At 64.8% G+C, this 17382-nt stretch carries 14 protein-coding genes; 3 read left to right on the top strand and 11 right to left on the bottom strand.

Annotation, left to right across the window (positions count from 1 at the left end):
• Positions 1-35 precede the first annotated feature (35 nt).
• The 8 genes from KZO83_RS13380 to serS all read right to left on the bottom strand — a co-directional run bounded on the left by KZO83_RS13380 (position 36) and on the right by serS (position 9323).
• On the bottom strand, positions 36-977 hold the full coding sequence (locus tag KZO83_RS13380) for an urease accessory protein UreD (RefSeq protein ID WP_247621165.1): 942 nt from the start codon (positions 975-977) through the stop codon (positions 36-38).
• Complete coding sequence (urtE, locus tag KZO83_RS13375) at positions 974-1684, bottom strand: urea ABC transporter ATP-binding subunit UrtE (RefSeq protein ID WP_247621164.1); 711 nt, start codon at positions 1682-1684, stop codon at positions 974-976. Before urtE ends, KZO83_RS13380 begins: the two co-directional genes overlap by 4 nt.
• Positions 1684-2556 carry an urea ABC transporter ATP-binding protein UrtD gene (urtD, locus tag KZO83_RS13370; protein ID WP_247621163.1) on the bottom strand — a complete coding sequence of 291 codons (873 nt, stop codon included), beginning with the start codon at positions 2554-2556 and terminating at the stop codon, positions 1684-1686. Before urtD ends, urtE begins: the two co-directional genes overlap by 1 nt.
• On the bottom strand, positions 2553-3605 hold the full coding sequence (gene urtC, locus KZO83_RS13365; RefSeq protein WP_247621162.1) for an urea ABC transporter permease subunit UrtC: 1053 nt from the start codon (positions 3603-3605) through the stop codon (positions 2553-2555). Before urtC ends, urtD begins: the two co-directional genes overlap by 4 nt.
• Positions 3602-5257, bottom strand: coding sequence for an urea ABC transporter permease subunit UrtB (gene urtB, locus KZO83_RS13360; protein WP_247621161.1), 1656 nt, complete (start codon positions 5255-5257; stop codon positions 3602-3604). Before urtB ends, urtC begins: the two co-directional genes overlap by 4 nt.
• 116 nt (positions 5258-5373) lie before the next feature.
• On the bottom strand, positions 5374-6621 hold the full coding sequence (urtA, locus tag KZO83_RS13355; protein WP_247621419.1) for an urea ABC transporter substrate-binding protein: 1248 nt from the start codon (positions 6619-6621) through the stop codon (positions 5374-5376).
• A 397-nt stretch (positions 6622-7018) separates the two neighbouring features.
• Complete coding sequence (gene cobA / locus KZO83_RS13350) at positions 7019-7891, bottom strand: uroporphyrinogen-III C-methyltransferase (protein WP_040241954.1); 873 nt, start codon at positions 7889-7891, stop codon at positions 7019-7021.
• 154 nt (positions 7892-8045) lie between these two features.
• Complete coding sequence (gene serS / locus KZO83_RS13345; RefSeq protein WP_247621160.1) at positions 8046-9323, bottom strand: serine--tRNA ligase; 1278 nt, start codon at positions 9321-9323, stop codon at positions 8046-8048.
• Between the two features lie 215 nt (positions 9324-9538).
• On the opposite strand from serS, the gene ydiJ reads away from it, so the two are divergent.
• The 3 genes from ydiJ to KZO83_RS13330 all read left to right on the top strand — a co-directional run bounded on the left by ydiJ (position 9539) and on the right by KZO83_RS13330 (position 14841).
• Positions 9539-12676 carry a D-2-hydroxyglutarate dehydrogenase YdiJ gene (ydiJ, locus tag KZO83_RS13340; RefSeq protein WP_247621159.1) on the top strand — a complete coding sequence of 1046 codons (3138 nt, stop codon included), beginning with the start codon at positions 9539-9541 and terminating at the stop codon, positions 12674-12676.
• 10 nt (positions 12677-12686) lie between these two features.
• Complete coding sequence (locus KZO83_RS13335; protein ID WP_075369877.1) at positions 12687-12887, top strand: DUF2905 domain-containing protein; 201 nt, start codon at positions 12687-12689, stop codon at positions 12885-12887.
• 154 nt (positions 12888-13041) lie between these two features.
• Positions 13042-14841 (top strand): cation:proton antiporter, encoded by a 1800-nt coding sequence (locus tag KZO83_RS13330; RefSeq protein WP_247621158.1) that lies wholly within the window; start codon positions 13042-13044, stop codon positions 14839-14841.
• 88 nt (positions 14842-14929) lie between these two features.
• On the opposite strand, the gene trpC is transcribed toward KZO83_RS13330, so the two are convergent.
• The 3 genes from trpC to KZO83_RS13315 are packed head-to-tail and all read right to left on the bottom strand — an operon-like array spanning position 14930 to position 17374.
• Positions 14930-15742, bottom strand: coding sequence for an indole-3-glycerol phosphate synthase TrpC (trpC, locus tag KZO83_RS13325; RefSeq protein WP_247621157.1), 813 nt, complete (start codon positions 15740-15742; stop codon positions 14930-14932).
• Positions 15742-16773 (bottom strand): anthranilate phosphoribosyltransferase, encoded by a 1032-nt coding sequence (trpD, locus tag KZO83_RS13320; RefSeq protein ID WP_075369880.1) that lies wholly within the window; start codon positions 16771-16773, stop codon positions 15742-15744. The genes trpC and trpD overlap by 1 nt, the downstream gene beginning before the upstream one ends.
• A gap of 13 nt (positions 16774-16786) precedes the next feature.
• Positions 16787-17374, bottom strand: coding sequence for an anthranilate synthase component II (locus KZO83_RS13315; protein WP_075369881.1), 588 nt, complete (start codon positions 17372-17374; stop codon positions 16787-16789).
• Between the last annotated feature and the right edge of the window lie 8 nt (positions 17375-17382).

Genomic DNA, 17382 nt, shown 5'->3' with positions numbered 1-17382 from the left:
ACTCTCTCTTGATGAATTCGGGCTTCGGGCCGTCGTCAGGTCATCCAGATCCGCGGCACGCTGGCCTGCCGTGACGACAGCCAGGGCCGCAGCACCTCCCAGGCCTGCTGACAAATCTCCCAAGCGGCATTGCGCTCATCGCCCAGGTAGCGCAGCAGGAGCACGTCGCGGCGCTGGGTGACGGCCCAGTGCCGCGATGCCGGCAAGCATTCCCTCAGGGCCTCCACCGCGGCCTGCGGCGCCGTCAGCCCCACTGCCCAGAGCGTCGCCTGCACCGTACTGCCGCCTTGTCCCCAATAGCCGTGGAACCGTGGATGCATGGGATCGAGCGGCTGACGTTCACGCCATAGCGGGCGTCCGTCGCGCGTCAACGCGAAGCGCTGCTCGACCCGCCCGCTGACGAACGGCAACTGGCTGGCGGGACGCCCTAGCGCCAGGACTTCCCAGCCCACGCAGCATCCATCGCCCTGCACATCCAACGTCGTGCTCTGCATGCCACGCGCGCCGTCGAAACACAGGGTTTCCTGCGGCAGCCATTCGAGCAGCGCGCCGGGCCGCACGGTCAGATGCGTGTGCTGCCCCCAGCACACGCCATGGCTATCGGCACGATACAGCTTGGTCGCCGCCGGCGTGGTCATCAGGGCATGGGCGCCGCGCTCGGCCTCGATGTCGATGCGCAGCTCGTCGCCGCTGACCAGTCCGCCCGGCGGGTGCAACAGATACACATGGCAAGGCTCCGCGTAGCGAGCGTCGGGAACATGGCCCGTTTCGGGATAGAACGGCCGTTGCACGCGCAGAGGACCGTGGTGGCGCGCACGCGTCATCCGCGTGCGCCCACCGCGGTCGCGAAAGCCCAGCGACAGGGAAGCCGCCCAGTGGCGCCGGGTGTCGAAGCGATGCCCCGAACCGCCGGACGGCGTCTGCCCCGCCCCTTCACCGGGCAGCGCCGCCTGGCCAGGAAACGACAAGTCCGTCATACCGTCAGGTGCCGTTTGATCAGGTCATCGTCGAGTTCGCCGATCTCGCCGCCGGCGACCGTCTGCCCCCGGTCCATGATCGTGAAGCGATCGGCGTACTTGCGCGCGAACGGCAGCTTCTGTTCGACCAGCAGTACGGTGAGCCCATCCTCCTGGTTGAGCCGGCGTATCACCTCGCCGATCTGCGCGACGATGTTGGGCTGGATGCCCTCGCCGGGTTCGTCGAGGATCAGTAGGCGCGGCTCGATCACCAGCGCTCGGCCGATGGCCAGTTGCTGCTGCTGGCCGCCGGACAGGTCGCCGCCACGCCGGTGACGCATTTCACGGAGCACCGGAAAGAGTTCGTAGATACGCTCGGGAATGCCCCGCTCCGCCGTACCTTGCACACGCTTGCGCCGTGCCGGCAGACCGATGCGCAGATTCTCCTCCACGCTCAGCGTGGCGAAGATCTGCCGCCCCTGGGGGACATAGCCGATGCCCAGATCGGCACGGCTTTCCGAACGCCGCTTGAGCAGGTTCTCGTCGGCGAAACGCACCTGGCCGTCACGCACCGCCACTTCGCCCATGATGGCCTTGAGCAGCGTGGTCTTGCCCACGCCGTTGCGGCCCATGACGCAGGTGCAGCGCCCCGTCGGCACCTCCAGCGAGAGATCGCGCAGGATATGGCTTTCGCCGTAATACTGATTGAGCTTGTCGACGCTGAGCATCAGGTTCCCTCCCGCACGTCGGACGATTCATCGCCGCCCAGATAGACGTCGATCACCCGCGGGTCGTTGGCGACCTCGTCCATGCTGCCCTCGGCGAGCACGCTGCCCTGGTGCAGCACGGTGACGGTACGGGCGATGGAGCGCACGAAACCCATGTCGTGCTCGACCACCACCACCGACTGCTGGCCGGCCAGGCGCGTCATCAACTCCGCCGTGCGATGCATTTCCGGCTCGGTCATGCCCGCCACGGGCTCGTCGACCAGCAGCAGGCGCGGGCGCTGCATCAGCAACATGCCGATCTCCAGCCATTGCTTCTGGCCATGCGAGAGCACGCCGGCCAGCCGGTCGCGTTCGCCGCTCAGGCCGATGGTCTCCATGACCTCGTCGATACGCTCGCGCCCCTCGTGGTCGAGCCGGGCCAGAAAGGTCTTCCACACGCGACGGTCGCCTGCCATCGCCAGCTCGAGGTTGGCACTCACCGACAGCGCCTCGAACACCGTGGGTTTCTGGAACTTGCGCCCGATCCCCAGGTTGGCGATCTGCGGTTCGTCCATCTGCAGCAGGTTGTGGCGGCTGCCGAACCAGGCCTGTCCGCGGTCGGGACGCGTCTTGCCGGTGATGATGTCCATCATGGTGGTCTTGCCGGCGCCGTTGGGGCCGATGATGCAGCGCAGCTCGCCGTCGTCGATGGTCAGGTTGAGATCGTCGATGGCCTTGAAGCCGTCGAAGCTCACGCTGACATCCTCGAGGTAGAGAATCGGTCCGTGACGCACGTCGACGGGGGAGTCCGCCGGTGCCATGAAGTCGAAGACGCGATCGGGGCGCGCGAACTCGCGCAGGCGTTGCATGCGCTGCGAATCCATCATGCTCATGCGGTCACCTCCCGGCGCCGACGCAGGTGCGCCATCAGGCCCGCCACGCCTTGCGGCAGGAACATGGTGACCACCACGAACAAGCCCCCGAGCAGAAACAGCCAGGCATCCGGCATCACCCCGGTCAGCACCGTCTTGAGATAATTGACGACCAGCGCGCCGAGCAGCGCGCCGTAAAGGGTGGCGCGGCCACCCAATGCGACCCAGACCACGACCTCGATGGAGAACAGCGGCGCGAAGGTGCTCGGGTTGATGATGCCGACCTGCGGCACATAGAGCGCCCCGGCGATGCCCGCGATCATCGCCGACAGCACGAACACCGCCAGCTTGACGTGTTCGACGCGATAGCCGATGAAGCGCACCCGTGCCTCGGCGTCCCGGGTGGCCATGCACACCCGCCCGAGCCGTGACCGGGTGACGGCCTTGCAGCCCCAGAACGCCAGCAGCACGGCCACGCCCGAGGCCACGAACAGCGCCACGGTCATGCCCTCGCCGGCCAGCGCGAAGCCCAGCAACTCATCGAATCGCGTCAGCCCGGTGCTGCCCCCCATGGCCATTTCGTTGCGGTTGAAGGCCAGCATCAGCGCGAAGGTCAGCGCCTGGGTGATGATCGAGAAGTACACGCCGGTAACCCGCGAGCGAAACGCCAGCCAGCCAAAGATCAGCGCCAGCAGCCCCGGCGCCAGGATCACGGCGAGCGCCGCCACGGGAAAGTGGGCCATGACAGCCTGCCAGGGCGCCAGCGGTGCCTGCTGGGCGGTCAGGTAGAGCCCCATGGCGTAGCCGCCCAGGGCGAAGAAGGCCCCGTGGCCCAGGCTCAGGATGCCCAGGTAACCCCAGATCAAGTCCACCGCCAGCGCCAGCAGCATGTAGGTCAGGTACTTGCCCAGCAGCGAGACGACGGAGCCGTTCAGGTGCCAGGCGTGATCCGGCGGCAAGGCATGGAGCACGACCACCGCCAGCATGCCGACGATCAGGACGACGCTGGTGATCCAGGTCGAGCGTTCATCGAGCAGGGAATTGCGTTTGAACATCGTGGCGAGACTCATGAGGTCCGCCCCTTGGGCGCGAAGAGGCCCTGCGGACGTTTCTGAATGAACAGGATGACGCCGACCAGCACGATCACCTTGGCCAGCACGGCCCCGACCCAGGGCTGCAGGACCTGATTGATCACGCCCAGCGACATGCCGGCGACCAGGGTGCCCCACAGGTTGCCGACGCCGCCGAAGACCACCACCAGGAAGGAGTCGACGATATAGCTCTGCCCCAGATTGGGCCCCACGTTAGTGATCTGGGACAGGGCGACGCCCGCCAGCCCGGCGACCCCGGCGCCCAGGCCGAAGGTGAGCATGTCCACCCGCGCGGCACGCACGCCCATCGAGCGTGCCATGGCACGATTCTGGGTCACCGCGCGCACCTCCAGCCCCAGCCGGGTGTAGCGCATCAGCGCCCACAACGCGGCGAACACCACCAGGCAGAAGAGCAGCACGCCCAGGCGGTTGAGGGTCAGCGACAAGGCCTCGTTGATCTGCCAGGCGCCCTGCAGCCAGTCCGGCGAATTCACGCGCCGGTTGAGCGGCGAAAATACCGTGCGCACCAGTTGCTGCAGGATCAGGCTGATGCCGAAGGTCGCCAGCAGCGTCTCGAGCGGACGCCCCTTGAGAAAGCGGATCACGCTGCGCTCGATGAGAATCCCGAACGCCGCCGCGACCAGGAAACCGCCGGGGATCGCCAGCAACAAGGCCAGCCCCGGCTGCCCGGGCAGCAACTGCTGAATCATCCAGGTGGTATAGGCGCCCAGCATGATCAGCTCGCCGTGCGCCATGTTGATTACCCCCATCACGCCGAAGGTAATCGCCAGGCCGATCGCCGCCAGCACCAGCACGGACCCGGCGCTCAAGCCGAAGAACAGCGTCTGCCCGCGCTCGTACCAGGCGCGCTTGCTCTCGATGCCGGCCAGCGTCTCGCCGGCCTCGGCAGCAATGGGAGCATCGCTGGCAGCGATGGTAGAGAGCGAATTGCGCACGCGGGTGTCGAGATTGCCGCGCAGGGTCGCCAGAGCCGAGGCATCGCCCTGCTCCACGCGATACAGCGCCAGCGCGGTGTCGATCTCGGCGCGTACCGCGGGACTCTCCTCGTCGTCGAGTTTCGCGGCGACCGCGTCGACGCTTTGCGCATCGACCTCACCGATCAGGCGCTTCGCGGCCTCGAGACGGGTCGCCTCGTCGCCTTCGTCAAGCGACAGCGAGGCGATCAGGCCCTGCAACTGGGTGCGCAGCGCGTTGTTGATGCGAAACGCATCGACGCTACGCCGGGAGCCGGTGCCGGCATCCTCGAAGGTGATGGCATCGATGATCGACCATTCGCGGCCGCTGTCATCGGTGATGATGTAAAAACGTTCGCCGCGACGCTCGCGCCCCAGACGGCCGTCGAGCAAGGCCTCGAGCCAGCGCGTTTTCTGGGCGGCGTCACTAGCGGCGATGGCCTGGGCGGCCTCGGCCTTGGCATCGAAGTCATCGGTATCCAGCGCCTGCAGCAAAGCTTGGGCGCGCTGCGGCGTTACCTCGGCCTGCACCGGCGAGACGATGGCGAGCCATGCCAGCAGGACGGCCACGACCGTCAGGCAATGCCGGAAACCGAAGCCGGCCTGCGATCCGGTCATGCCTTCTGGCCGAACATTCGTCGCGTGAGTTGGCGTCATCGAAGGGTTCCTTCTCGCGCCGCGACGGTCGCGGCGCACGATTCGGGAGCGCCCCGTCCTACAGGGCGTCATGACGTGAAGGAAACGGCGAGCGCCGGACGCTCGCCGTGGGCGTGTTACTCGGCGCCGGCGCCGTCCTCACAGGTCATGGTGTCGACGTTGAGCTTTCCGCAGCGCAGCGGCGCGCGCCAGTCGCTGATCAGGTTCTGCGATTCGGGGAGATAGTCGGACCAGGCGTCGCCAGCGACATTGCCCGAGGTTTCCCAGACCACGCTGAACTGACCGTCGTCCTGGATCTCGCCGATCATCACCGGCTTGGTGATGTGGTGGTTGGGCATCATCGCCGAGGAGCCGCCGGAAAGGTTGGGCACCGTGACCCCGATGATCGAATCCTTCACCGCGTCGACATCGGTGGTGCCGGCCTCGCGCACCGCCTCCAGCCACATGTTGAAGCCGATGTAGTGCGCTTCCATGGGATCGTTGGTCACGGCCATGTCGTCGCCGGTGTATTCGACCCAGTTGTCGATGAAGTCATAGTTGGCGTCGCTGTCGACGCTCATGAAGTAGTTCCACGCCGCCATGTGCCCCACCAGCGGTCCGGTATCGATGCCGGACAGCTCCTGCTCGCCCACCGAGAAGGCGACCACCGGAATGTCGGAGGCACTGATGCCCTGATTGGAAAGTTCGGTATAGAACGGCACGTTGGCATCGCCGTTGATGGTCGAGACCACGGCGGTCTTCTTGCCCTGGCTGCCGAAGTCCTTGACCTCGGAGACGATCGACTGCCAATTGCTGAACCCGAACGGCGTGTAATTGACCATGATGTCGTCGTCGGCGACGCCGTGATCCTTGAGATACGCCTCGAGAATCTTGTTGGTGGTGCGTGGGTAGACGTAGTCGGTACCCAGCAGCGCCCAGCGCTCCACGCCCTGGCTCATCAGGTAGTCGACCGCGGGAATCGCCTGCTGGTTGGGGGCCGCGCCGGTATAGAAGATGTTCTCGGACGACTCCTCGCCCTCATACTGCACCGGATAGAACAGCAGCCCGTTCTCTTCCTCGACCACCGGCAGAACCGCCTTGCGCGACGCCGACGTCCAGTTGCCGAAGATCACGTCGACCTTATCGTCCCCGGTGAGCATGTCACGCGCCTGCTCGGCGTAAAGCGACCAGTCCGAGGCCGGGTCCATCACCACGGGTTCGAGCTGCTTACCCAGCAACCCGCCTTTTTCGTTCTGCTCTTCGATGAGCATCAGCATTTCGTCTTTCAGCGTCGACTCGCTAATGGCCATGGTCCCGGAAAGAGAGTGCAGGATCCCGACCTTGATGGTGTCTTCCTGGGCCGCGGCCGGAAGCGCGATGCCCATCGAGAGTAAGAGTGCGGCGGTGGAGGTGATCTTGTTCACGAACGACTCCTTGCGGATCTGATTGTTGTTGCAGCGCCAATGCACGCTGTTGTCGTGATATCCAGCGACGACGCCCGATGACGTCTACACGACACCTCGCAAGTCATGTGCCAACTTCGTGCACCGCCCTTCAAACCGCATTAGGAACAAGAACTTATAGCGTATACAAAAAGCGCGAAGGCGAGCCGCCCGCACCTAAATGGCGCACGCCGGATCGGTGGGCGCACCAAAGGGGAAGAGGAATGGCGCCATGAGCACCAAAAAAGTGCACACACGCAAGACAAAGAGAGAGGACGCAAGTGACAAGGCGCCCGAGTCTCGAGAGCGGGCGCAAGCAGAAGGGAAAAGAGAGCGCCTGCTAAGCGCTCGAGGCATTGTCCAGTGGCGTGGGATGCTTGCCGTCGCGCCACCCCTGGGTGGACGAGGACGCCGGCTCGAACCACTCCAGCCGACCGTGCAGCGACACCACATCGCCGACCACGATCAGCGTCGGCGGTCGCACGTCTCCCGTGTCGATGGCGGCCAGCAGCCCTTCGGGAAGCGACGCCAGGGTGCCTACATGCACCCGCTGGCGCGCGGTGGTGCCCTGTTCGATCAAGGCCAGGGGCGTGTCGCCGGACATGCCATGCGCCTGCAGCTCATGGCGGATGGTGGCCAGCGAGCCCAGCCCCATGTAGAACACCAGCGTCTGCCCGGGACGCGCCAGCGTCGGCCATTCGAGGTCGCAGCCGCCGTTCTTGAGATGCCCGGTGACGAACCGCACCGACTGGGCATGATCGCGATGGGTCAAGGGAATGCCCGCGTAGGCGGCGCAGCCGCTGGCCGCAGTGATGCCCGGCACCACTTCGAACGCGACGCCCGCCTGGGCCAGGGTTTCCAGTTCTTCGCCGCCACGCCCGAAAATGAACGGATCGCCGCCCTTGAGCCGCACCACGCGATGCCCGGCACGCGCCCAGTCGACCAGTGCCTGGTTGATGCCTTCCTGAGGCACGCTGTGCGACGACCGCGCCTTGCCGACGTACAATCGCCGGGCCTCGGGGTTGGCCAACGCCACGATCTCCTCGCTGACCAGGCGATCGTGCAGCACCATGTCGGCTTCCTGCAGCAGGCGTAGCGCCTTGAGCGTCAGTAGCTCCGGATCACCGGGCCCCGCGCCGACCAGCGCCACATGGCCGTGGAGACGTCGGGGACGCGACGAGCGCGATGTCACATCATGCGAAGAAACAGGCATCGTTATTCCCGGTTCGACTTAAAAAACGAGGTCTTATAGCCAAAACGATAAGGTTCCTCGGCATTGCAGGGAAGGAACGTCTGGTTGGAAGGTTATAACCAAGTAGAGATCCATGCCATTGCCCGTGGCGAGCAATGGCATGGCGGACGCGGCGTCAGGCGTTGATCCGCTCGACGCCATCCATGTAGCCGCGCAGGACCTCGGGAATCACGATGCTGCCATCGGCTTGCTGACAATTCTCGAGCACCGCCAGCAGGCAGCGTCCCACCGCCAGGCCGGAGCCGTTGAGCGTATGCACCAGCTGCGGCTTCTTCTGATCGGGATGCCGCATGCGTGCCTGCATCCGCCGTGCCTGAAAGTCCTCGCAGTTGGAAATCGAGGAAATTTCGCGGTACGTCTCCTGGCTCGGCAGCCAGACTTCGAGATCGTAGGTCTTGGCGGCGCCGAAGCCCATGTCGCCGGCACACAGCGTGACGACGCGATAAGGCAGCTCGAGCGCCTGCAGGATCGCCTCAGCGTGGCCGCGCATGGACTCCAGGGCGTCATAGCTGGTTGCCGGATCGACGATCTGCACCATCTCGACCTTGTCGAACTGATGCTGGCGAATCATGCCGCGGGTGTCTCGCCCGTAGGCGCCCGCCTCGCTGCGGAAACACGGCGTATGAGCGGTCAGCTTCAGGGGCAGCTCGGCAGGCGTGAAGATCTGCTCCCGCGCGATGTTGGTCAACGGCACTTCGGCGGTGGGAATCAAGTAGAAGTCATGATCCCCCTCCAGCTTGAACAGGTCCTCGCCGAACTTGGGCAACTGCCCCGTGCCGGTGAGCGAGGCGTCGTTGACGATATAGGGAACGTAGCATTCCTCGTAGCCGTGCTCGCGCGTCTGCTTATCGAGCATGAACTGCGCCAGCGCGCGGTGCAGCCGCGCGATGGGACCACGCATCACGGCGAACCGCGACCCGGTCAGCTTGGCCGCCATCTCGAAATCGAGATAGCCGAACTTGGCGCCCAGATCGACATGATCGCGCACCTCGAAGTCGAAGGTGCCCGGTGTGCCCCAGCGATGCAGCTCCACGTTATCGGCCTCGTCGAGGCCCTGGGGCACGCTGTCATGCGGCAGGTTGGGCAGCGCCGCGACGCTCTCGTCCCACTCGGTCTGCACCTCGGCGAGACGCACCTTGGCGGCGTCGAGGCGCTCGCCCAGATCGCTGACTTCATCGAGCAGCGGCTGAATGTCCTCGCCCGATGCCTTGGCCTGGCCGATCGCCTTGGAGCGCGTGTTGCGCTCGTTCTGCAGGCGTTCGGTCTCGGTCTGCAGCTCACGGCGGCGCGATTCCAGCGCCTCGAGACGCGCCGTATCCAGGGTAAAGCCGCGACGGGCCAGTCGTTCGGCGACCAGAGGCAGGTCGCTGCGCAACAATTTAGGATCGAGCATGGATCTTATCCGTCGGAAAAAAAGATGAAGCAACGTGAATGGAGTCCCATTGTAGGGAAAAGCCGCGGCGTTAACCACGCTCGCCCGCTCCCATTCGGGATGCGCCACGCGGCGCGCTGAAGTAAAGTGGTCCCAGACACTGGCGTCCCGACGACGCCCTGGCACAGGCGGCCATAGAAACCGCCGCCCGACGCTGACCGATGGCTTGAGACTCCATGATCGCACCCCTGGACACCCCGGAACGCACCACCACGCCCTATCTGCGCTTTATCGAGGCGCTCGACGCCGCCGGCTTTCGCGGCGACATCGCCCCGGACTACGCCAACCGCACGGTGCTGGCCACCGACAACTCCATCTACCAGCGCCTGCCCCAGGCCGTGCTCTATCCCCGCGACGCCGAGGACCTCGCCCGCCTGGCCCGCCTCGCCGCGCGCGAGGAATTCCAGGCCATCGTGCTCACCCCGCGCGGCGGGGGCACCGGCACCAACGGGCAGTCGCTGACCGACGGCCTGGTGGTCGACGTCTCCCGGTACATGAACCGCATCCTCGAGATCGACGCCGAGAACCGCCGTGTGCGCGTCCAGGCCGGCGTGGTCAAGGATCAGCTCAACGCCGCCCTCAAGCCGTACGGCCTGTTCTTCGCGCCGGATCTGTCGACCTCCAACCGCGCGACCATCGGCGGCATGATCTCCACCGACGCCAGCGGCCAGGGCAGCTGCGAGTACGGCAAGACCCGCGATCACGTGCTGGCACTGGACATGCTGCTGCTCGGCGGCGAGCGTCTGCACTGCCAGCCCCTCGACGCCGACGCCCTCGACCAGGCCTGCGCACGCGATGACCGCATCGGCGACGCACACCGCACCGCGCGCGAGATCGCCGACACCCAGGGCGCCTTGATCGAGGCCACGTTCCCGCCTCTCAACCGCTGCCTGACGGGCTACGATCTGGCTCACCTGCGCCGCGCGGATGGTACCTTCGATCTCAACAGCGTGCTTTGCGGTTCGGAAGGAACGCTGGGCTTTCTCGCCGAGGCCACGCTCAACGTCCTGCCCATCCCCAAGCATTCGACCCTGGTCAACATTCGCTATCGCGGCTTCATGGATGCCCTGCGCGACGCCAAGGCGCTGATGAGCGGTGACAGTCGCCCGACCTCCATCGAGACGGTCGACGACAAGGTACTCACCCTGGCCATGGAGGATTTCGTCTGGGACAGCGTCGCCGAGTATTTCCCCGCCGAGGAGGCGGACATACACGGCATCAACCTGGTCGAATTCAACGACGACGATCCCGAGCGTCTGGCGGCGCGCGTCGAGGCCTTCTGCACGCATCTCGGTACCGACACGCAGGTCGAGCGTCTCGGCCATACCCTGGCCGAGGGCCGCGAGGCGATCACCCGCGTCTATGCCATGCGCAAGCGCGCGGTGGGCCTGCTCGGCAACGCCAAGGGCGAAAAGCGCCCGATTCCCTTCGTCGAGGATACCGCCGTACCGCCCGAACATCTGGCCGACTACATCGCCGAGTTTCGCGCCCTGCTCGATGCCCATGGACTGGCGTACGGCATGTTCGGCCACGTCGATGCGGGCGTACTGCACGTGCGACCGGCCATCGACATGAAGGACCCCGAGCAGGCCACGCTGATCCGCACCCTGTCCGACGAGGTCGCCGCGCTGACCCAGCGCTACCACGGGCTGCTGTGGGGCGAGCATGGCAAGGGCGTGCGCTCGGAATACGCGCCGCAGTTCTTCGGCGAGCTCTACCCCAGCCTGCAGCGCCTCAAGGCGGCGTTCGACCCGCACAATCAGCTCAACCCCGGCAAGATCGCCACGCCCGCCGCCCCTTTCTCCACGACTGATGAACCCGGCGCCTCCGAAAGCGCCGAGGCGGAACCGGTCAAATGGGTTGATCCGGGGCTCTTGACCATCGACGGCGTGCCGACCCGTGGGCAAAGCGACCGCCAGATCGACGAGCGCGTCTGGCAGCACCATGCCAGCGCCGTCTATTGCAACGGCAACGGCGCCTGCTACAACTACGACCCCAATGACGCCATGTGCCCGTCGTGGAAGGCCACCCGCGAGCGCGTCCACTCGCCCAAGGGACGCGCCAGCCTGATGCGGGAATGGCTGCGCCTGCAGGACCAGGCCGGCATCGACGTCATCGAGGAATCACGCCAGAAGCAAGCCGAAGGCCTCTGGGGCGCCACCAAGGCGTTCCCACGTCGCCTACGTAACACGCTGCGCAAGCGCCGCGGCCAGGCAGATGTCTCCCATGAGGTGTATGACGCCATGGCCGGCTGCCTGGCGTGCAAGTCCTGCGCCGGACAGTGCCCGATCAAGGTCAACGTCCCCGAGTTTCGCTCGCAGTTCCTGGAGCTCTATCACAACCGCTACCTGCGTCCGCCGCGCGACTACCTGATCGGCTCGCTGGAATTCTTCGTGCCCTATCTCAAGCCGGTGGCGCCTGCGTATAACGCGCTGCTGAACACACGCTTGGCAGAGCGCTTGCTCGCCGGGCCGCTAGGCATGGTCGATACCCCGCGCCTGTCTCGCGCGAGTCTCGCCAAGCAACTCAGGGCGTGGGGCATCGCCGAAGCCACGCCCACTGCGCTGGGCCTGTTGACCGAACGCCAGAAGACGCGCAGCGTGGTCATCGTTCAAGATGCGTTCACCAGCCACTTCGAAGCCAAGCTGGTGATGGATATCGTCGAGCTTCTCTCGCGGTTGGATATTCGCGTCTTCGTCGCGCCCTTCCACGCCAACGGCAAACCGCTGCACGTGCAGGGCTTTATGGGCGCGTTCGAAAAGACCGCTACCGCCCAGGCGAAGCGCCTCAAGACGCTCGCCGACTTCGGCGTGCCCTTGGTGGGCATCGACCCAGCCATGACGCTTGCCTACCGTCAGGAGTACGTCAAGGCGCTGGGGCCCGAGGCCGTGCCTGAGGTGCTACTGCTCCAGGAGTGGTTGCTATCTTTGGGTCGCGCCCTGCCACCCGCCGGCCTGCCGGCGATCGAGGACCCTGGCTACAAGCTGCTGACGCACTGCACCGAGAAGACCAATGCGCCGGGCGCGACCAAAGCGTGGCAGCAGGTGTTCGCAGCTTTTGGACTGGAGCTGGAAAGTGTCGCCACCGGATGTTGCGGCATGTCCGGCACCTACGGACACGAAGCCCGTAATCGCGAGACCTCCGAGAAAATATACGATCTCTCGTGGCGAACGCCGGTCGAAGACGACGCCAATGCCGGACGTCTGCTGGCCACCGGCTACTCATGCCGCAGCCAGGCCAAGCGCCTCTCCGATGCTGTACTGCCGCATCCGTTACAGGGCTTGCTGACGGCACTCAAACGCACCCGACCTTGAGGCGTCGACGATGTCTCGAACGCTTATTTTCATTGGCCTGGCCATCGTGGTCATCGGCTTGTTGTGGCCCTGGCTTTCCAAGCTACCGCTCGGGCATCTGCCCGGTGATATCGCGATCAAGCGCGAGGGCTTCGCCTTCTATTTTCCGATCACCAGCATGATCCTGGTAAGCGTGGTCATATCGGCCCTGTTGTGGCTGTTCAATCGCTGAGTCGATGTACACCAAGTCGGTGCAGCGAGACACGCCATAAGGGAGCATTCCAGTAGCGGTATAGACACATTCATCATTAACGCTTGCCGTGCATTGCAACTGGCGTGAGGCGACGCTAGGCTTCGCGCTTTCGTTCACCCCAAGGAGCGCGACCATGGAGCACGCTGCCGTCGACCTGACCTTGATCGGCCTGCTCGCGCTGATCTGCCAATGGCTGGCCTGGCGTCTCAAGTTGCCGGCGATCCTGCCGCTTTTGATCGTGGGTATCGTCATGGGCCCCGTGACCGGTCTGCTCCAGCCCGATGCGCTGCTCGGCGACCTGCTGTTCCCGCTCGTTTCGCTGGCGGTGGCGGTGATCTTGTTCGAGGGCAGCCTGACGCTCGACTTCGGCGATCTGCGCGGCCATGGCCACATCGTACGTCGGCTCGTCACCTGGGGAGCACTGGTCACCGGCATCATCGGCATCGTCGCGGCACGTTATACCCTGGGACTGTCGTGGGAAATGGCCAGCGTCCTGGGCGCCGTGCTGGTGGTGACGGGGCCGACAGTGGTGCTGCCCATGTTGCAGACGCTGCGTGCCCGCGAACACCTTTCGCAGATCCTGCGCTGGGAAGGCATCCTGATCGATCCGGTGGGCGCCATCGGCGCGGTGCTGGTGTACGAATTCGTCGCCCTGGGCGCATCCAACGGGGCTGCCACCTACACCCTGGTATTGTTCGCCAAGACGGCACTGATCGGTTTCGGGCTCGGCGGCCTGGGGGGCTATCTGTGGGGCTGTGTCCTGCGCCACCACTGGTTGCCGCAGCGCCTGCACAGCTTCGGCACGCTGATGGCCATGCTGTCGCTGTTCACGCTCTCCAACATGCTCTTTCACGAATCCGGGCTGTTGACCGTGACGGTGATGGGCGTGTGGCTGGCCAATATGCGCGGCGTCCCCACGCAGCAAATCATCGAGTTCAAGGAAACGCTCTCTTTGCTGTTGATCTCGGGGCTTTTCATCCTGCTCGCCGCACGCTTGACCGTCGATCAGTTGGCGCAGCTTTCTTGGCCTGCCTGGGCGTTCCTGCTCATCTTGGTGGGCGTGGCCCGTCCTCTGGCGGTATGGGTCTGCACCCTGGGCACTCGGCTCAACTGGCGAGAGAAAGCGTTGCTGGCATGGCTCTCGCCGCGCGGCATCGTCGCCGCCGCCGTGGCCTCGCTGTTCGCCCTCAAGCTCGAGAACCTGAACATGCCGGGCGCGGAAATGCTGGTGCCGGTCACCTTCCTGGTCATCATCAGCACCGTCGTAGTGCAAAGCTTGCTGTCGCGCCCCATTGCGCTGGCATTGAAGGTCAGCGAACCGCCGCCCGCCGGCTTTCTGATCATCGGCGCCAACCCGGTGGCCCGTACCATCGCCAAGGCGTTGGAAGAATCCGGCTTCACCGTGCGCCTGACCGACAACAGTTGGGACGCGGTGCAGGAAGCGCGCATGGCCGGTTTGCCTGTCTACTACGGCAACCCGCTCTCCGAGCATGCCACCCAGCATCTCGAACTGACCGGTATCGGCCACCTGCTACCGTTGTCGCCCTACCGCGAACTGAACAACCTGGCGATCCTGCATTTCGAGCATGTGCTAGGGCACGGCAAAGTCTTTCGTCTTGCGGCGGGCACCAGCAAGCACGCACAACGCCATCAAGAGCAGGCGTTGGATCATCTGCCCATGGTCTTCGGTGAAGACGTGACGTATGCCCAGCTCTCGAGCGTGGTCTACCGTGGCGGCGAGGTTCGCAAGACCAAGCTGAGTGCCAACTTCAACATCGAGAACTATCGCCAGGCGCACCAGAACCGCTTGTTGCCCCTATTCTGTATCGGCCCCAACGGCCGCATTCGGGTCGCCAACGACCGGGCACCGCTTACCCCTCGTGCCGGGGACACCCTGATCAGTTTGATCTACCCCGACTCCCCCGAATTCTGAACGCCCCAAAATTCTGAATACCCCAACGCCATCGGGCCGCACAAGGCGGCCCGATAGGGGACGGCATAAGAAACTGGCGAATGCGCGTCTAGAAAAACAGGCGACGCAAGGCACTGCCCGGGTCCGCCTCGCGCATGAAGGCCTCGCCGACCAGGAAGGCATTCACGTCGTGCTCACGCATGTGCTCGACATCGTCACGCGTGTGGATGCCCGATTCGGTAACGACCGTGACATGCTGTGGAATGCGCGGCAGCAGCTCGAAGGTCGTCGCCAATGAGGTCTCGAAGGTGCGCAAATCGCGATTGTTGATTCCTACCAGCGTCAAATCCAACGCCAGCGCGCGCTCAAGCTCATGGGCATCGTGGACTTCCACCAGCACGTCCATGCCCAGCTCATGCGCTTGTTGGTGAAAGGCTTTCAGGCGGGCGTCGTCGAGTGCCGCGACGATCAGCAGGATGCAGTCCGCGCCGATGGCCCGCGCCTCGCTGACCTGATAAGAGTCGACGATGAAATCCTTGCGGATCACCGGCAGTGCGCAGGCCTCGCGCGCCGCCTGCAGGTCACGCTCGTGGCCCTGGAAGAAGTCGGCATCGGTCAACACCGAGAGGCAACTGGCCCCTGCCTCGGCGTATGACTTGGCGATCTGGGCCGGCTGGAAGTCCTCGCGGATCACGCCCTTGGAGGGCGAAGCCTTCTTGACCTCGGCGATGACCGCCGGGTCACCCACCGCAATGCCGCGCTCGAGCGCGGCGACGAAGCCTCGCGGGGCGGCTTGCTGGCGCGCCTGTTCCAGAAGCTGCACTTCACTGATGCGCGCCCGCCGCTCGCGTATCTCGTCGTCCTTGCGCGCCAGAATCTTGGCCAGAATCGTCGGCAGGCCGGTGTCGTGGTCGTGGCTCATCAGCGGTCGTCCTTATGCGCCAGAATGCGCGTGAAATCCGCGAGTTCTTTCATCTTCTCCAACGGCAGCTTGGACCCTTGAGCATCCTGCGCCAAGATCACGCCCTCTTTCAACGTGTCCGCTACACCAGCAGCGTAAAGCGCGGCCCCTGCATTCAGCGCCACGATATCCGCCGCCGGCCCTTCGCCCACGAGTGCAGCCTTGACCAGCTTGAGACTATCCTCGGCGGTCACAACTTTCAGTGGCTCTAGCGACTGGCGTTCGATGCCGAAGTCCTCCGGCGCGATGGTGTATTCGCGAATCTCGCCGTCCTGCAACTCGGCCACGTGCGTCGGCGCGGCCAGGGAAATCTCGTCAAGACCGTCCTCGGCATTGACGACCAGCACATGGTCGCTGCCGAGTCGCTTCAAGGCTTCCGCCATGACCGTCAGCAACGCGGGATCGTAGACGCCCAGTAGCTGGTTCGGCGTATTGGCGGGATTGGTCAGTGGCCCGAGGATGTTGAACACGGTGCGCACCCCCATCTCACGACGCGGGCCGATGGCATGCCGCATGGCCTGGTGATGCATGGGTGCGAACATGAAGCCCACCCCGACTTCCTGGATGCAGCGCGCCACTTCATTCGGCGGCAGATCCAGCGAAATGCCCGCCACATCGAACAAGTCGGCGCTCCCGGAAGACGACGACACGCTACGATTGCCGTGTTTGGCGACGCGGCCACCGGCGGCGGCGACCACGAAGCTAGAGGCCGTGGAGACGTTGAACAGGTTGGCCCCGTCGCCGCCCGTGCCGACGATATCCACCAGGTGCGTACGGTCGACCTCGACGGGCAGCATCAATTCACGCATCACCTGCGCGGCCGCCGTGATCTCGTCGGCCGTCTCGCCCTTCATCGACAGGCCGATCAGAAAGCCGCCGATCTGGGCGTCGCTGGCCTCACCGGTCATGATCGCTTTCATCACCGAGTGGGTGTCATCGAAGCTCAAGTGGTGACGACGCATCACCGCGCCGATGGCTTCTCGCATCTGCATGTTTCGCTCCTCGTTACGCGCGGCGTTTCAGAAAGTTGGCCAAAAGCTCGTGGCCCTGACGGGTCATGATCGATTCGGGATGGAACTGCACGCCCTCGATATCCAGCGTCTTGTGGCGCATGCCCATGATCAAACCGGGGGTGACGTCATCGGCCACGACGCGCGCCGAGATCTCGAGACATTCCGGCAGTCCCTGCTCGGCCACCACCAGCGAGTGATAACGCGTCACCTCGAGCGGGTTGGCCAGGCCATCGAACACACCGCGACCATCGTGCTCGACCCGCGAGGTCTTGCCATGCATGACCTGTGGCGCCCGCACCACCTCGCCGCCAAAGACCTGCCCAATGGCCTGATGCCCTAGACAAATCCCCAAGATCGGCAGCTTGCCTGCGAAATAACGCACAGCCTCGAGCGAAATGCCCGCCTCATTGGGCGTGCACGGCCCCGGCGAGATCACCAAATGACTCGGCGCAAGGCGCTCGATCTCCTCGAGGGTGATGGCGTCGTTGCGGTAGGTGACGACGTCGGCCCCCAACTCCGCCAGATACTGCACGACGTTATAGGTAAAGCTGTCGTAATTATCGATCATCAGCACGGACATGGCGATAA

It is taken from the genome of Chromohalobacter moromii (genome assembly GCF_023091865.1).
GTDB lineage: Bacteria > Pseudomonadota > Gammaproteobacteria > Pseudomonadales > Halomonadaceae > Chromohalobacter > Chromohalobacter moromii.
This window is presented reverse-complemented; position numbering and strand designations above follow the sequence as displayed.

Bases quoted from the DNA above. Each gene is read 5' to 3' on its own strand.
- KZO83_RS13315 (WP_075369881.1), bottom strand. From the start codon at position 17,374: ATGTCCGTGCTGATGATCGATAATTACGACAGCTTTACCTATAACGTC.
- serS (WP_247621160.1), bottom strand. From the start codon at position 9,323: ATGCTCGATCCTAAATTGTTGCGCAGCGACCTGCCTCTGGTCGCCGAA.
- KZO83_RS13335 (WP_075369877.1), top strand. From the start codon at position 12,687: ATGTCTCGAACGCTTATTTTCATTGGCCTGGCCATCGTGGTCATCGGC.
- trpC (WP_247621157.1), bottom strand. From the start codon at position 15,742: ATGAGCCACGACCACGACACCGGCCTGCCGACGATTCTGGCCAAGATT.
- urtA (WP_247621419.1), bottom strand. From the start codon at position 6,621: ATGGGCATCGCGCTTCCGGCCGCGGCCCAGGAAGACACCATCAAGGTC.
- urtB (WP_247621161.1), bottom strand. From the start codon at position 5,257: ATGACGCCAACTCACGCGACGAATGTTCGGCCAGAAGGCATGACCGGA.
- urtD (WP_247621163.1), bottom strand. From the start codon at position 2,556: ATGAGCATGATGGATTCGCAGCGCATGCAACGCCTGCGCGAGTTCGCG.
- KZO83_RS13330 (WP_247621158.1), top strand. From the start codon at position 13,042: ATGGAGCACGCTGCCGTCGACCTGACCTTGATCGGCCTGCTCGCGCTG.
- KZO83_RS13380 (WP_247621165.1), bottom strand. From the start codon at position 977: ATGACGGACTTGTCGTTTCCTGGCCAGGCGGCGCTGCCCGGTGAAGGG.
- trpD (WP_075369880.1), bottom strand. From the start codon at position 16,773: ATGCAGATGCGAGAAGCCATCGGCGCGGTGATGCGTCGTCACCACTTG.
- cobA (WP_040241954.1), bottom strand. From the start codon at position 7,891: ATGCCTGTTTCTTCGCATGATGTGACATCGCGCTCGTCGCGTCCCCGA.
- urtC (WP_247621162.1), bottom strand. From the start codon at position 3,605: ATGAGTCTCGCCACGATGTTCAAACGCAATTCCCTGCTCGATGAACGC.
- ydiJ (WP_247621159.1), top strand. From the start codon at position 9,539: ATGATCGCACCCCTGGACACCCCGGAACGCACCACCACGCCCTATCTG.
- urtE (WP_247621164.1), bottom strand. From the start codon at position 1,684: ATGCTCAGCGTCGACAAGCTCAATCAGTATTACGGCGAAAGCCATATC.